The following is a 14,407-nucleotide window of genomic DNA, read 5'->3' as shown; positions in this document are numbered from 1 at the left end:
TAGGAGTTTTGTATGAAAAAAGGAATTGTTTTTACATTAACAGTGTTACTTTTTGTATCACTTTTTGTATCTTGCAATGCTAAAGAAGAAGTTAAAGCAGTCGCAGAAACACCAGTTGTAACTGAAACAGTGAAAGAAAGTGCTCCAACAAAAACACTAAGTACCTTAGAACAAATTAGGCAAAGAGGTTATTTAGTAGCTGGAGTAAACGCATCTAATCCTGGGTTTTCTTTCTTAGAAGAAGATGGTCAATATAAAGGGTTTGAAGTTGAACTAGCTAAAGCCATATGTGTTGCTGTTTTTGGAACACCTGATAAAATTGAGTACAGACCTTTGACTTCAAAAGAGAGATTTACAGCACTTCAAAGTGGAGAGATTGATGTGTTGATCAGAACTGCTACAATTACTACAAGTCGTGATACCGAACTTGGTCTAGATTTTACTTGTCCATATTTCTATGACGGACAAACTTTCTTAGTAAATGGAGATTTAGGAATTAAAACTATGGAAGATCTTGAAGGAGCTACAATTGCAGTTCTAACAGGAAGTACAACAGAAACAAACTTAGCAGCAACAATGGAAAGTAAAGGAATTAAATATACTCCAATTACATATGAAAATCTTGATGAAATGAAATCAGCTTTTGTAAATGGCCGTGTAGATGCTCTTTCAGTTGATAAATCAAGTGCTGTTGTATTCTTACATCAATATGCTGATGCTGGTAATTTTGAAGGTCTAGAAGAAACAATTAGTAAAGAACCTTTAGGAATTGCAGTAAGACATGGAGATAACCAATGGAAAGATATCTGTCAATGGACATTATATGCATTATTCTTTGGTGATGAACATGATATTACAAGTAGTAATATCGATGAAGTTCTTGCAACAACAACAAATCCTGAAATTAAGAATGCTTTTGGAATGGGTAAAGAAATTGGTGCAATGATGGATTTAAGCAATGATTGGGCTTACCAAATAATTAAACAAGTCGGCAACTATGGTGAGATTTATAATCGTGAACTTACTGAACCAATGAAGGTTACAAGAGGTTTAAATAAACCTTGGAATCAAGGTGGCTTGCTATTTGCATTACCATTTAATTAGGCCGTTTTTAGTCTCTGTTTTCCTAATTTAGGGAAACAGAGCTCGTTTATTAATTGGGAGGATTTATGAAATTGCTGAAAAACTCAAAAACGGGAATAAAGTCAATTTGGCAAGATACGCATAAACGTATGGGTTTAATTCAATTCATTATTTTTGTATTTATAATATACATCGTTGCTTTATTGACTACTAATATATTTAATTCATTGGCAAATTTGGACATGAGTATTTCTTTTAGATTCTTAAAAAATCCTAGCCATATTAATATTGGGGAATCAATAATTGATGTAAAAAACAGCTCTTCTTTTTTAAGAATTATATTTGCTGGGTTTATTAATACTATTTCAATAACAGTTGTTGCAATATTTTTCTCAACCTTTATTGGTATTTTTATTGCTCTTTGTAGATTGTCATCAAACTGGTTGATAAAAAAAATAGCTATTATTTACATTGAAATTATTAGAAATATTCCTTTATTACTATTACTTTTAATTTGGTATAGAGCTTTCTTTTTAAAATTACCTGGAGTTAAAACTTCTTTTGCAGTTGGTAAAAAAGTTTCTAGTGATGGGATTACTTCATTAAAATTATCTATATCAAATAGAGGATTAAGTATGGTATGTCTAAAACCTACTGAACATTTTAATCCTTGGTTAATTTGTATTTTAATTGGTTTTATTCTTTCAATTGTATTAATTGTTTATTTAAAACGTAGAGAGAATATTACAGGAAAAGAACAAAGGACCATAGTTTATCCTCTATTATTATTTATTGCTTTTGCTCTTTTATCTTATTTTATTCTACCAGAAAAAGCTTTATATAAAGATGTTCCAATCTTAGGTAAATTTAATATAAGTGGAGGACTTCATATAACTGCAGAATGGTTTAGTCTTTTCTCTGGTTTGGTTTTGTATACTTCTGGATTTATTGCTGAAATATTTAGATCAGGAATTCAAGGTGTCCCAAAAGGCCAAATTGAAGCTGCAAGAGCAATGGGGTTAAGCCATAGACAAACTATTCGTTTAATTATAATACCTCAGGCTAAAATTGTAATAATTCCACCTTTAACAAGTCAATTTTTAGGAGTCGCAAAAAATACTTCACTCGGTGTTGCTATTGGATTTCCCGATATGTTTGCTATTACCGGAACAATTATTAACCAAACAGGAAGAACTTTAGAAATGATATTATTAATCATGAGTGTTTATTTGATATTAAGTTTAATAACTAGTTTCTTTATGAATCGATATAATAAAAAAGTTCAGTTGAAGGAGAGGTAGAAAATGAAAAATAATCTTAATCCTTTTTTAAGTGCTGAAGAATTAAAACATCCAACTTTATTTTGGATGAGAAAGAATTTATTTTCTTCTATAGGAAACAGTCTTTTAACATTAATATCTGTTTATTTAATATATCTATTAATAGTGAAAGGCGCATTACCTTTATTTAGATTAGATTGGACAGTAATTAAAGCAAATATGAAGTTGATTTTTACAGGTTCATATCCTGTAGATCAATTATGGAGAGTTTGGATTTTAGTATTATATATTGCCGTGTTTTTCGGATTTACCTTTAAAGTATTTTCCACAAAAACTCCAAAGTTGATTTTTATTATTTCAATTATTTTAGTTATATTTTGCTTTTTAGATTTTGCAGTTTCTACAAAAATCTTTTTAGCTTTATCTGCAATATGTTTAACTGGTTCATATTTTTTAGGATATTTAATAGATAAAAGAAAGTTAACTTTAACAATCGGTATAGGTTGGATTTTATTGATGCCTATCTCTTTTATAATTGTAAGAGGTTTTGGAGCTTTTCTTCCAATAGTAAAACCTAATTTCTGGGGAGGTTTGTTATTATCTCTATTAATTAGTTTAACAAGCATATTCCTTTCTCTTCCTATTGGATTGCTTTTAGCACTTGGAAGAAGAAGTAAAATGAAATTTATAAGTGTTGTATGCACAATTATTATTGAAGTTGTTCGAGGAGTACCTTTAATAACTATTCTTTTTATTGGTTATCTGATTTTACCTATGGCTCTACCTGCTAGTTGGACACCCTCTGTCTTTATAAGAGCACTTACAGGTGTTGTAATGTTTCATAGTGCTTATATGGCAGAATCCTTTAGAGGCGGGCTACAAGGAATAAGTGTAACTCAATATGAAGCAGCTAAGAGTTTAAATATAGGCTCTGGTAAAACTTTATTTTTAATTATTCTTCCTCAAGTTTTAAAAAGAATGATTCCTATATTAGTAAATGCTTTCACCTCAGCTCTAAAGGATACTAGTTTAATCAGTATCATTGGTATGTTGGATTTGATTGGGATATCTACCTCAATTGTTAGTAACCCAAAATATTTAACAGGTAGTGCACAAGTTCTTTTCTTTGAAGGGTTAATATATTTCATATTATGTTACAGCATTTCAAAGGGCAGTATGATTTTAGAAAAAAGACTCAAAATTAACACCAAGGTAGGTTTATAATGGAAAAAAAGGAATTAATAAATTTTGAAAATGTACATAAATGGTATACTCCAGAATTTGAAGTATTAAAGGGTATTGATTATAAATTTTTTAAAGGTGATGTAAATGTTATTATTGGGCCATCAGGAAGTGGTAAATCTACATTCATTAGAACAATAAATGCACTAGAAGAATATCAACAAGGTAAAATAACAGTTGATGGGATTGAATTAAATCATAATATTAAAAACCTAAATGCAATTAGAAGTAAAATTGGAATGGTTTTTCAACAATTTAATTTATTTCCTCATTTAACTGTTCTTCATAATATAACCCTTTCTCCTATTTGGATTTTAAAACAAAGTAAAGCAGAAGCAGAAGAAAGAGCTTTGCAATTACTTGATAGAGTAGGTGTTAAAGCTCAAGCTTATAAGTATCCAAATCAATTATCGGGAGGGGAGCAACAGAGAGTTGCAATTGCAAGATCCCTTGCTATGAATCCTGAAATAATGCTATTTGATGAACCCACCAGTGCTTTAGACCCTGAGATGATAAAAGAAGTTTTAGATGTTATGAGTGAATTAGCAGATAACAATATGACTTTAATTGTAGTAACTCATGAACTTGGTTTTGCTAAAGCTGTAGCAGATAACGTTATATTTTTTGATGGTGGTAAAATTGTGGAAACAGCACCTCCACAAGAATTTTTTAGTAATCCTAAAAATGATAGAACTAAATTGTTTTTATCTCAAATATTAAACCATTAAGAGGTTATAATGGAAAACTTTGCAATTAGTTTTGATGGGGGTGGGATTAGAGCCTTAGCCTCAATTCAGGTTTTAAAGAAAATCTCATATCAACTAGAGAAAAGAGGTATAGATGAGTTAACAGTTGATCTTTTATGTGGGACTTCTGCTGGTTCAATAATAGCTCTAGTTTTATCAAGAAAAGGCTTTACCTTTAAAAAAAATATTGCTGCACTAGAAAATGCTTTTGATAATTTTGAAAGTATTTTTGTTAAAGCAACAGATAGATCTAATCCTATATATTTAAATACTGGGTTAAAAAAGCTGGGAGACACTTTGTTTGGGGATAGGAAATTAAAAGATGCTAGAGTCCCTGTAGCAGTATTTGCTTATGATATATTAAGTGCTAATCCAATAATCTTAAGTTCTTTAAGGTATCCCAATATTAGTATGAGTGAAGCTATGCAAAGTTCATGTTGTGCTCCTGGCTTTTTTTCACCAATTAATATTTCTAAAAATAATCTAAAGTTAGTAGATGGTGGTGTTTTTGCAAATAATCCAGTAATTTTTACATATCTAGAGACTAAAAAGCTTTTTCCTAAGGCTAATAAAACTAATGTTTTTAGTATTTCTACAATGTGGCAACCAACTTTATATAATGATAATAAAATAATTAATGAAGCAAAATTGTTATCAAATGCTCAAATGAGAACTTCAGATATTATAGCAGAATCAATAACTGATTTAAATTATTATAGGATTCATAAATTTAATTTAGAAGAGCAGATAAAAATGGATAAAACTGATTTTGAAACCAAGCAGAAATTAATTGAACTTGGTGAACTTCTTGCACGTGAAAATTTAGAAAAAATAAATAGTTTTATTGATAATCTGATTATGAGGCAATCAATATGAAAATATATGCACATCGAGGTTTTAGTGGAGAATATCCTGAAAATACAATGTTGGCTTTTGAAAAGGCAGTTGAAGCAAAAAGTGATGGTATTGAACTTGATGTACATCTTTCAAAAGATGGTAAATTAATAATAATTCATGATGAATATTTGCTTAGGACTACAGGCAAACTAGGAAAGGTAAGTGATTATACAAAAGATGAATTAGTAAAAATTAATGCAGGAAAGACAAAGGATGATAAATTTGGATTTACTCCAATTGTTGATTTTGATTATTACTGCGATTATATAAAAGATAAAGATCTAATTACAAATATAGAGATTAAAACCAATAACAATTATTATGTTGGAATTGAAGAACTTGTTGTTGATTATGTAAAAAAATATAAGCTAGAAGAAAAAACTATTTTTTCATCTTTTAATTGGCTTTCAATTATAAAGGTTAAAAAAATAGCTCCACATATTAAAAATGCATTATTACAAGAATTTTATTTAACATATAATATTGGAGATTTAGAAAAAAGTTTTGGTTTTGACTATTTCCATCCAGATGGAAGGTTATTAGATGAGAAAATTGTAGAAAATTGTAATGTAAATGATATTAAAATAAATGCTTGGGCAGTTAATGATTTAGAAATATTTGGAAAACTTAAGAAATGGAATATTGAAGGAGTCATAACAAACTATCCAGATTTATTAATAAAAAAGATATAGTTAATTATTTAATAAATTAACTATATCTAAAGAGTTAAATAAAAGAATTTGATGTTAAACTCTAGGGGTGCCAGTACTCATCCTATTTATTAATTTGCTTGCATATTCAATTCTAGTAACATTAGTTATACCATCTTCATGATAATCTTTATTGTTTATCCTATTATTGATTAGTGTTAAGGCTTTCATGCCTCTTTGTAGAATGAAATTATCAACTGTGGTTAATCCAAGTCCTCTAAACTTGGATGGGAATATATTATCGAATCCGCATACACTTATTGATTCTGGGATTTTAAGTCCTGAATCAATTATGGCATCCATTATTCCATAAGCTATCATATCGTTAATTCCAACTATAGCTGTAACCTCAGGATGTTTATTTAAACATTCTTTTGCTAAGTGATATCCTGTTTCATATTCAATATCTGGGGTATTAAGTTCTCTAGAGGATGATATATTTTGACTACAAATAATTAATTTATCATTTATATTATTTGCCTTTAATTCTTCTATTAATCCATCTTTTCTTCTAACTCTTGCACTATGATAAGAGTCTAGGGTAGTGGTAACATAGGCTATTTTTCTATGACCTAAATCAATCAAATGTTTTGCTACTTTTCTACCTGCTTCAAAGTTGTTTAAATCGATAGTGTCAAAATCATAGTTGTTATTGAAGTCTCCAATAGCTACTAGAGGTATTTCATTACAATAATCTAAAACTTCATTTGCTAATTGAGGAATCATAGTAAATATAATTCCTGATATTTTAGATTTATTTATATTTTTTAGGGTGCTTTTTTCTACCTCAATATTCCAATAAGTGTTAACAATTGAAGTTTTTATTCCTAATTTTGTTGCTTGCATTTCAATACCTTGTACTAAGGTTGCATAATAAGGGTTATATATAGAAGGACAAATTATTACTAAACGTTTCTCAGCTTTTGAGGTAGTATTTTTTTTATAACCTAGATCATTGGCTATTTTGTTTACTCTTTCTATTGTTTCAGATGGAAAACGAGATAATTTTTTCTTGGACATAATCATTGAAACTGTTGCTGTTGACAAGTGTGCTTCCTCAGCAACTTGTTGTAGTGTAATTTTCTTTAACTTCATGTGCCCCTCCTATATCCTTTTTAGGATAACAGATAATTTAAAATAAAGCAAACTTAAACAAAAAATTAAACATAAAATTAATATAACTAGCTACATAACAAGTTTTTAAAGGTGTAAATATTTGTTGACATAGTCAAATTGCCGACTTACAATATTTAAGAATTTGGTTAATTATTTAAAAAAAATTAAACAGATTTGTAATTTACTAAAAGGAGAGTAATATGAAAAAAATCTTAGTTTTATTGCTATTCGTTACTATGGTTGTAGGAAATGTTTTTGCAAGCGGACAAAGTGAAAAGGAGATGGCTGAAACTGTTAATGTTGATGCTCAAGCACCTGTAACAATTCAATTTTGGCATGCTATGTCTGGAGATCGTATTGATTTGATTCAGGGTATTGTTGATAATTTCATGAAGGAAAATCCTAATATTACTGTAGAAGTTCAATATGCAGGTAGCTATAATGATACTTTAAATAAAGTTAAATCTGCTTATAAAGCAGGTAATGCTCCAGCTATTTTCCATAGCTATGAAATTGGTACTTTAGGTATGATTAATAGTGGTTTAATAACCCCTGTTGATGAATTAGCAAATAAATATGGTGAAACTATTGATTGGGATAATTTCTTTGTACCTGTACAAAACTATTACAAATATCAAGGTCAACACTATTCAATGCCTTTCAATTCTTCAACACCTTTACTTTATTACAACAAAACATTATTTGAACAAGCTGGTTTAGATCCTAATGATCCACCTGAAACTTTTGCTGAAGTAGTTGAAGCTGCTAAAGCATTAAAGGCTAGTGGTATTGATAAACCTGTTACTTGGAACTTACATGGTTGGTATTTTGAAGAAATGATTGCTTTACAAGATGAACCTTTTGTAAACAATGATAATGGTCGTGGTAAAGAATTACCTACAAAAGTTTTATTTAACAGCGCAGCTGGTAAGAAAGCATTTGACTGGTGGATTGGAATGTATAATGACGGCTTATTCAATGATGTAGGACCAGGTTGGTCTAACCATAGAGCTGCATTTGGTTCTGGTGAAGCTGCAATTATCTTATCTTCTTCATCTGATGTTAACTTATTAACTAAAGCATTAAATGAAAAGGGTTGGGAATTAGGTACTGGTTTTATTCCTCATCCAGAAGGTTCTAAAGGTGGCGTAGCAATTGGTGGTGGTTCTCTTTGGATTACTAACAAACTATCAGCTGAACAAGAATTAGCTGCTGTTAAATTAGTTGAATATATTGCTAATGATGAATCACAAAAAGCTTGGCACAAAGGTACTGGTTACTTCCCAGTAACAAAATCAGCAATGGATTCATTAGAAAGCGAAGGTTGGTTCACAGAAAATCCAAACTACAAAACTGCTTTCGATCAACTACTTGTTAACCCTGGTACATTAAACTCTTCTGGTGCACTATTAGGTGTTTTCCCAGAAACAAGAGAAATTGTACAATCAGCAATTCAAGAATGTTATCAAGGTAAGGACACTCAAGTTGCACTTGATGAAGCTGCCGCTGAAGTTAACGACTTAATTACTGAATGGAATGAATTAATTCAATTATAATATTGATTACTGATTTTAAATTAAAGGAGGACAATTTGTCCTCCTTACGATTTGTTTTAATAATAGGAGGTCTGGATGAAACAATCGGTTTTCCCATCTAAAATATTACCTTATTTACTATTGCTACCAACTTTTCTTGTTCTAGTAATATTTTTATTCTATCCAGCTTTTGAAACTTTTAGGTTATCATTTTATAAAGTTAATCCATATACCAATGCTACGAAGTTTGCAGGTCTTTATAATTTTAAAAAAGTATTATTTAACTCTGATTATGGTCATAGTTTTGGTATTTCGATTATATTTAGTCTTTTTGTTGTATTGCTAGGTATTGTTGTATCTTTGGCTTTAGCAGTTTTGTTAAATCAAAACTTTAAAGGTGCAAAGATATATAGAACTTTAATGATTTGGCCTTATGCTTTATCCCCTGCAATTGCTGGTGCTTTATTTAATTTCTTATTTAATCCAGCCAATGGTATTGTTTGTTTCTTTACTGGAAACTATACCTGGTTAACCAAGGGAAGTACTGCTTTTATTGTTGTTGCTATTGCGGCGACGTGGAAGAATCTTGGATATAATATAGTATTTTATCTGACAGCTTTAAGAAATGTCCCATCGGACTCTTTAGAAGCTGCTGCTATTGATGGAGCAGGTCCTTTTAAGAGATTCTTTAAGATTACATTTGCTTTTATATCTCCAACTACATTCTTCTTGTTTGTTATGAATACAACTTATGCTTACTTCAGTTCTTTCGGTTTAATAGATGTATTAACAGAAGGTGGACCTGTAGATTCAACAAATATCCTAATCTATCAACTTTACAAAGACTTCTTTGTAAATTCCAGAATCGGTTATGCTGCAGCAGAAAGCTTAGTATTATTCTGTATCGTTGTTCTTATTACCGTAGTTCAATTCAAAACTACAGGTAAAAAAGTTCACTATCAATAGGGGGTGTAAAATGATTGTTAAAAAAAGATCAATAGTTTCTTTCCATGTGCTATCAATATTGAGTGTCTTTCTTATTTGTCTTCCTGTATTTTTAGCTTTAGTCATTAGCTCTCAAACAGAAGTACAAGTTTTTTCTAATCCACCAAAATTAACTTTTTCAAACAACTGGATATCAAACTATTCAACTGCTTGGAACAGAATTGATTTAGGTAGAATGATGTTTAACTCTGCATTTATTGCAATAATGGTTACTATCGGAAAAATTGTTATGAGTTTATTAGCAGCTTTTGCTTTTACTCATTTTGAGTTTAAAGGTAAAAATATATTATTCTTTATAATTATTATTACTTTATTACTTCCTGTTCCTGTTAGAATTGTTGCTTTATTTGATGTAGTTAGAAGTTTTGATTGGATTAATACCTATGCAGGTTTAATTATACCTTTCTGGGCGAGTGCTACGGGTACATTCTTGTTTATTCAGAGATTTAAAACAATTCCATCTGAATTAGTTGATGCCTCTAAAATAGACGGATGTAGACCTATGCAATATTTCTTTAGAGTTTTGCTTCCTTTAACTAAAAATACTATTGGAGCTCTTGTCGTTATTGAATTCATTTACATTTGGAACCAATATTTATGGCCATTAATGGCAACAAATACTGACAACATGAGAGTTGTTCAAATAGGTATTAAAATGTTAATGAATGCTGAATCTTCTAATAACTGGGGTGTTATTATGGCAGGTGTAATTATGACAATTATTCCACCATTAATGGTATTCTTTATTTTACAAGAAAGCTTCATGAAGGGTTTTGCTTTGCAAAGTGATAAATAAGAATTTATCATCTATATATTAGCTCCAAACTAGAGAGGGAATTATTCTCTCTCTAGTTTTTTAATTTAAATTACTTTTTATTGCTTTATTGCAATTGTTTAATATTCCTTTAACTGTTTTTTTTCTTTCAATATTATCCAGTTCTAATTTTGCTAAAAGCCACATTTGGTATATATCATCGTAAATGTTTTCCAGCTCATCATCGGATAAACTTTTAATATATTCATTCTGATCTGAATTGTGCCTAATAAAATTATTAAGTAATCCAAAAAGTTGTGATTGTAATTTGGGATTGATTTCTTTTAAATTTATTTTATCAAGTTCTATGTCATCAGCCATTTTTTTTAATATTGCTTTTTTTCTTTCCAAATCACCTTTCATTGTAAAATGATTATATTCTAGAGTTGAATATGCTAAATTATCGTCAACTATTTCAGCAACAGCAGTAGCTTCTGGTTTCTTTTCTACAAAAATAAATATTTCGTTTTTTTCAAGTAATTGATAGTTACATTCATCCATGCATTCAATTGTATTTTTCATGAGTTGTGTTATATAGTTCATTGATTTTATAGGGGTTACGTGTAATTTAATTTGATTACATATATTATATATATATTCCGCAAATGAAATTAAATAATTTAAGTCATTACAATATCTGTAATTATAGAAATTAAAATTGAAATAAGAATTAAAATTAGAAAATGTTCCAATTCTTTTTTTAAATTTTCTAGAAAATTTAAGAAAATTATCATTTGCTAATTGAGCTACCGTTAAATAATTTGAATGAATCCCTAATGAATAATCAAATTCTCTTAATTCATAGAATTGTGTAAACAGTTGGATATATTCATTTTTAATATCTATTTCTGAATTTATAATATCAAAGAAGTTTTTTCTCATAATATAGTACCTTCTGTTGCAAATTAATATTTTTTCTATTGTAAATTTTAACATAATTGATATTTATTTGAAAGGTTATTAATTAAAAAAACAGCCTTCAAAATTATGAAGACTGTCTTGTTCAATATTTAAAAATCTTTAAGGGTTAATTAAAAATTAATTTTAATCATTAGGTTCTAGCATGATTGAAAGGATTTCAGTATCAGTTGATTTCATTCCTAATTTACCAACTCTACCAAAGCTTTTAATTGTTTTATCGGCTGTAGATTTAATTAATCCTTCACCTTTCTTAAATGCTTTATTTTCTTTCATTCCCATCTCAAAGGATAAAATCCCTGCTTGAACTGAGGTTGCTATTTTAGCAGCACAGGAAGGCTTTGCACCATCACATACTATTCCACCAATGTTTGCTAAACAGTTAGTTATTACATTAGAGATTTCTTCTTCTTTTCCACCAAATAGATATGCAATGCCACAGCCAGCAGCTGTTCCAGCACATACTGCACCACAGTAAGCGCTTAAGCTTCCTATGCTACTTTTTTCTTGGATAGATATTAAATTACCAAGGGTTAGGGCTCTTAATAATCTTTCTTTAGAGAAATCAAAATGTCTAGCATATTCAATGATTGGTAAAGATATTGTAAGACCTTGGTTTCCACTACCACTGTTTATTATAACAGGCATTGAACAACCACCCATTCTTGCATCTGAGCCTGCAGCTGCAGCAGAAATGGCTTTAATTCTTACATCTTTCTTATCATAGTATTTTCTTATTGTTTGACCTACTCCAAGACCCCAATCATTAGTTAAACCTTCTTGTGATATAGCTGAATTAAATTCAATTTCTTCTTCTAAGATATCTTTTACATCATTTAAATCTACACTGTCTGCAAATTCTACAATGCTTTTGATGTTTAGATACTTAAAGTATTGATCAACTTCATTCATAGCAACATCCTGACAGTTATCTGCTTCGAATAAAATTTCTCTGTTTTTAACTATCTTAGATATATTAGTATGAGTATTAGTTATATTAACTTCTGCACTATCATTTTTATAAAAGGCTTCAATTTTAATAAATAAGTTATTGCAGTTATCAATTAAATAACAATCACAGAAATTGTTTTCAACTAATTCTTTAGTTAAGGCTCTATGTTCATCTGTTACATCTTTAAGAACTTCTAGTACATTACTTGAGTTTCCACCAATGCAACCAAGAGTTGCAGCAACTGCAATTCCTTTTAGTCCACCAGAATTTGGAACAGTTACTCCTTGAACGTTTTTTATGATGTTTCCACTACAACCAATTTTTAATTTATCAGGTAAAGCACCTAATACTTCTCTACATTTAGCAGCAGCATAAGCAATTGCAATGGGTTCGGTACATCCTAAGGCAGGCACTAGTTCTTCTTTAAGTAAGCTTATATATGCCTGATATGTCTGTTTATCCATTGTTGCTCCTTGAGTAATTTAAAATACCTTCAAATATTAATTGGCCAACAACAGATCCACCATCTAAGATTCCTAAACTTTTTTCACTGTAGTAAGCTGCTCTTCCATGAACAGATTTCATTTCTTTAGTTTTTTGAGAACCTTCTTTTGCTGCTTCATATGCTAATTCAAAAACATTATCTTTATCTACATTTGCTTTAATAGCAGTAATTGCTGGATAAAGAGAATCAATAATAGTTTTTTCTCCAGGTTTACTTTTACCTTTTTCCATGATGTTATTTAAACCTGCTTCCATTGCTATTGCTATATCATTAATATTTGCTTCTTCTTTATTCTTTAATGATTTAGCTATTCCCATTAATCCAAAGGATAGAATAGTTCCAAGTGAGGAGGGAGCTGTTTCATTAAAGGTAATTGCTGCTTTCATAAAGGTTTTACCTAAATCAGTAGTAGTAATATTTTCTAATTCGTTAGTTACGCTGTTAAAACCGTTGCTCATAGATATACCTAAGTCCCCATCACCGTTTTGCTGATCTAGTTGAATTAGGTAATCTTTGTTCTCATCAATCATTTTAGTAATTGATGAGAAGATATTATATAAATTATTCACTGTCATTTTGTGCCTCTTATTTATTTAATGATGTGTAAAATGGAGTTTCTGCTGGTTGTTTTAATAGAGATTTAAATTTGTCGTTTAATTTAAATAGGGTTATAGAAAGTCCTGCCATTTCCATTGAAGTTGCAAATTCTCCAATGTGTGGCATAAATATTGAGACGCCTTTGTCCTTCAATATTTGTGCAACTTTTCTATATACTAAAAATTGTTCTTCTAGAGGAGTTGCCCCAAGTCCATTAATCATTACTGATACTTCATCACCAGAATTTAATTCTAACTCATTCATTATTTTAGTTAGACAAGTTTCAGCAATTTCATCAGCACTCATCATTTTTTTAATGTCTATACCTTTTTCTCCATGTATGCCCATTCCAATTTCTATTTCATCATCATTGATTTGAAAAGTTGGTTTACCAACTTCAGGAACAATACAAGGGGAGGTAGCAACACCCATAGTTTTTATATTCTTTAATGCTAAGTTAGTTATTTCAACAACTTCATCAAGACTCATAAGATTATCTGCAGCAGCCCCAGCAATTTTATATGCATAAAGGATTCCTGCAACGCCTCTTCTTTTATCAGCATTTTCAATTGAACTAGATGCTACATCGTCTTTTACCAGAATGCTTTGAGTTTCAATATCATCCATAGATACGATATCGCATGCCATTTCAAAGTTCATTTTATCTCCACCATAATTACCAAACAAGCAGAGAACACCGTTGCCACTATCACAAGCTTTAATCATATCTGCCATCTTGCTTGCACTAGGGGAGGCAAATACATTACCAACTGCACAACCATCAAGCATTCCAGATCCTACATAACCTAAAAATAGAGGGAGATGTCCACTTCCACCAGCTGTTACAATGCCAACTTTTCCTTCATTTTTTGGGTAGTTGCTTAAAAGAATTCTTTTATCGTTGTCTAATAATTTAACTTTGTCATTATATGCAAATATTATCCCTTCCATAACTTCGTCTACAAAGTTAGCAGGATTGTTCATAATTTTTTTCATTTTTATTTTCC

14 protein-coding genes are annotated in these 14,407 nt (G+C 29.9%); 9 read left to right on the top strand and 5 right to left on the bottom strand.

Going from position 1 to position 14,407, the window contains the following annotated elements; all coding sequences use genetic code 11:
* The first annotated feature begins 12 nt into the window (after window positions 1-12).
* The 6 genes from ACZ5RS_RS12585 to ACZ5RS_RS12560 all read left to right on the top strand — a co-directional run bounded on the left by ACZ5RS_RS12585 (window position 13) and on the right by ACZ5RS_RS12560 (window position 5,940).
* Window positions 13-1,104: an amino acid ABC transporter substrate-binding protein gene (locus ACZ5RS_RS12585; RefSeq protein WP_464635985.1), complete on the top strand. Its 1,092-nt coding sequence runs from the start codon at window positions 13-15 to the stop codon at window positions 1,102-1,104.
* Window positions 1,105-1,169: 65 nt separating this feature from the next.
* Window positions 1,170-2,384 (top strand): ABC transporter permease subunit, encoded by a 1,215-nt coding sequence (locus ACZ5RS_RS12580; protein ID WP_464635983.1) that lies wholly within the window; start codon window positions 1,170-1,172, stop codon window positions 2,382-2,384.
* A gap of 3 nt (window positions 2,385-2,387) precedes the next feature.
* Window positions 2,388-3,587 (top strand): amino acid ABC transporter permease, encoded by a 1,200-nt coding sequence (locus ACZ5RS_RS12575; protein ID WP_464635981.1) that lies wholly within the window; start codon window positions 2,388-2,390, stop codon window positions 3,585-3,587.
* A complete protein-coding gene (locus ACZ5RS_RS12570) occupies window positions 3,587-4,333 on the top strand; it encodes an amino acid ABC transporter ATP-binding protein (protein ID WP_464635979.1) in 747 nt (248 codons plus the stop codon). The genes ACZ5RS_RS12575 and ACZ5RS_RS12570 overlap by 1 nt, the downstream gene beginning before the upstream one ends.
* A 9-nt stretch (window positions 4,334-4,342) precedes the next feature.
* Window positions 4,343-5,227 (top strand): patatin-like phospholipase family protein, encoded by an 885-nt coding sequence (locus ACZ5RS_RS12565; RefSeq protein WP_464635977.1) that lies wholly within the window; start codon window positions 4,343-4,345, stop codon window positions 5,225-5,227.
* Entirely contained in the window at window positions 5,224-5,940 is a 717-nt protein-coding gene (locus tag ACZ5RS_RS12560; RefSeq protein ID WP_464635975.1) for a glycerophosphodiester phosphodiesterase family protein, read from the top strand. The genes ACZ5RS_RS12565 and ACZ5RS_RS12560 overlap by 4 nt, the downstream gene beginning before the upstream one ends.
* A 54-nt stretch (window positions 5,941-5,994) precedes the next feature.
* Here the strand turns inward: ACZ5RS_RS12560 and ACZ5RS_RS12555 are convergent, their stop codons facing one another.
* Window positions 5,995-7,053, bottom strand: coding sequence for a LacI family DNA-binding transcriptional regulator (locus ACZ5RS_RS12555; protein ID WP_464635973.1), 1,059 nt, complete (start codon window positions 7,051-7,053; stop codon window positions 5,995-5,997).
* Between the two features lie 221 nt (window positions 7,054-7,274).
* Here ACZ5RS_RS12555 and ACZ5RS_RS12550 point away from each other — a divergent pair, with 221 nt between their 5' ends.
* The 3 genes from ACZ5RS_RS12550 to ACZ5RS_RS12540 all read left to right on the top strand — a co-directional run bounded on the left by ACZ5RS_RS12550 (window position 7,275) and on the right by ACZ5RS_RS12540 (window position 10,410).
* Window positions 7,275-8,630, top strand: a complete 1,356-nt coding sequence (locus ACZ5RS_RS12550) for an ABC transporter substrate-binding protein (protein ID WP_464635971.1) — start codon at window positions 7,275-7,277, stop codon at window positions 8,628-8,630.
* Between the two features lie 75 nt (window positions 8,631-8,705).
* Entirely contained in the window at window positions 8,706-9,575 is an 870-nt protein-coding gene (locus ACZ5RS_RS12545) for a carbohydrate ABC transporter permease (RefSeq protein WP_464635969.1), read from the top strand.
* 10 nt (window positions 9,576-9,585) lie between these two features.
* Window positions 9,586-10,410: a carbohydrate ABC transporter permease gene (locus ACZ5RS_RS12540; protein ID WP_464635967.1), complete on the top strand. Its 825-nt coding sequence runs from the start codon at window positions 9,586-9,588 to the stop codon at window positions 10,408-10,410.
* 60 nt (window positions 10,411-10,470) lie between these two features.
* Here the strand turns inward: ACZ5RS_RS12540 and ACZ5RS_RS12535 are convergent, their stop codons facing one another.
* The 4 genes from ACZ5RS_RS12535 to ACZ5RS_RS12520 all read right to left on the bottom strand — a co-directional run bounded on the left by ACZ5RS_RS12535 (window position 10,471) and on the right by ACZ5RS_RS12520 (window position 14,396).
* On the bottom strand, window positions 10,471-11,310 hold the full coding sequence (locus tag ACZ5RS_RS12535; RefSeq protein ID WP_464635965.1) for a hypothetical protein: 840 nt from the start codon (window positions 11,308-11,310) through the stop codon (window positions 10,471-10,473).
* A 162-nt stretch (window positions 11,311-11,472) separates the two neighbouring features.
* The gene (locus tag ACZ5RS_RS12530) at window positions 11,473-12,762 is read right to left on the bottom strand and encodes an L-cysteine desulfidase family protein (RefSeq protein WP_464635963.1); all 1,290 of its coding nucleotides are present in this window, start codon (window positions 12,760-12,762) and stop codon (window positions 11,473-11,475) included.
* Window positions 12,755-13,378: a dihydroxyacetone kinase subunit DhaL gene (gene dhaL / locus ACZ5RS_RS12525; RefSeq protein WP_464635961.1), complete on the bottom strand. Its 624-nt coding sequence runs from the start codon at window positions 13,376-13,378 to the stop codon at window positions 12,755-12,757. The genes ACZ5RS_RS12530 and dhaL overlap by 8 nt, the downstream gene beginning before the upstream one ends.
* Before the next feature lie 10 nt (window positions 13,379-13,388).
* Window positions 13,389-14,396 (bottom strand): dihydroxyacetone kinase subunit DhaK, encoded by a 1,008-nt coding sequence (locus ACZ5RS_RS12520; protein ID WP_464635959.1) that lies wholly within the window; start codon window positions 14,394-14,396, stop codon window positions 13,389-13,391.
* Between the last annotated feature and the right edge of the window lie 11 nt (window positions 14,397-14,407).

The sequence above is a fragment of the Pleomorphochaeta caudata genome (assembly GCF_055395745.1).
This window is presented reverse-complemented; position numbering and strand designations above follow the sequence as displayed.

Coding starts and splice junctions, on each gene's coding strand:
- ACZ5RS_RS12585 (WP_464635985.1), top strand. CDS start 13: ATGAAAAAAGGAATTGTTTTTACATTAACAGTGTTACTTTTTGTATCA.
- ACZ5RS_RS12580 (WP_464635983.1), top strand. CDS start 1,170: ATGAAATTGCTGAAAAACTCAAAAACGGGAATAAAGTCAATTTGGCAA.
- ACZ5RS_RS12575 (WP_464635981.1), top strand. CDS start 2,388: ATGAAAAATAATCTTAATCCTTTTTTAAGTGCTGAAGAATTAAAACAT.
- ACZ5RS_RS12570 (WP_464635979.1), top strand. CDS start 3,587: ATGGAAAAAAAGGAATTAATAAATTTTGAAAATGTACATAAATGGTAT.
- ACZ5RS_RS12565 (WP_464635977.1), top strand. CDS start 4,343: ATGGAAAACTTTGCAATTAGTTTTGATGGGGGTGGGATTAGAGCCTTA.
- ACZ5RS_RS12560 (WP_464635975.1), top strand. CDS start 5,224: ATGAAAATATATGCACATCGAGGTTTTAGTGGAGAATATCCTGAAAAT.
- ACZ5RS_RS12555 (WP_464635973.1), bottom strand. CDS start 7,053: ATGAAGTTAAAGAAAATTACACTACAACAAGTTGCTGAGGAAGCACAC.
- ACZ5RS_RS12550 (WP_464635971.1), top strand. CDS start 7,275: ATGAAAAAAATCTTAGTTTTATTGCTATTCGTTACTATGGTTGTAGGA.
- ACZ5RS_RS12545 (WP_464635969.1), top strand. CDS start 8,706: ATGAAACAATCGGTTTTCCCATCTAAAATATTACCTTATTTACTATTG.
- ACZ5RS_RS12540 (WP_464635967.1), top strand. CDS start 9,586: ATGATTGTTAAAAAAAGATCAATAGTTTCTTTCCATGTGCTATCAATA.
- ACZ5RS_RS12535 (WP_464635965.1), bottom strand. CDS start 11,310: ATGAGAAAAAACTTCTTTGATATTATAAATTCAGAAATAGATATTAAA.
- ACZ5RS_RS12530 (WP_464635963.1), bottom strand. CDS start 12,762: ATGGATAAACAGACATATCAGGCATATATAAGCTTACTTAAAGAAGAA.
- dhaL (WP_464635961.1), bottom strand. CDS start 13,378: ATGACAGTGAATAATTTATATAATATCTTCTCATCAATTACTAAAATG.
- ACZ5RS_RS12520 (WP_464635959.1), bottom strand. CDS start 14,396: ATGAAAAAAATTATGAACAATCCTGCTAACTTTGTAGACGAAGTTATG.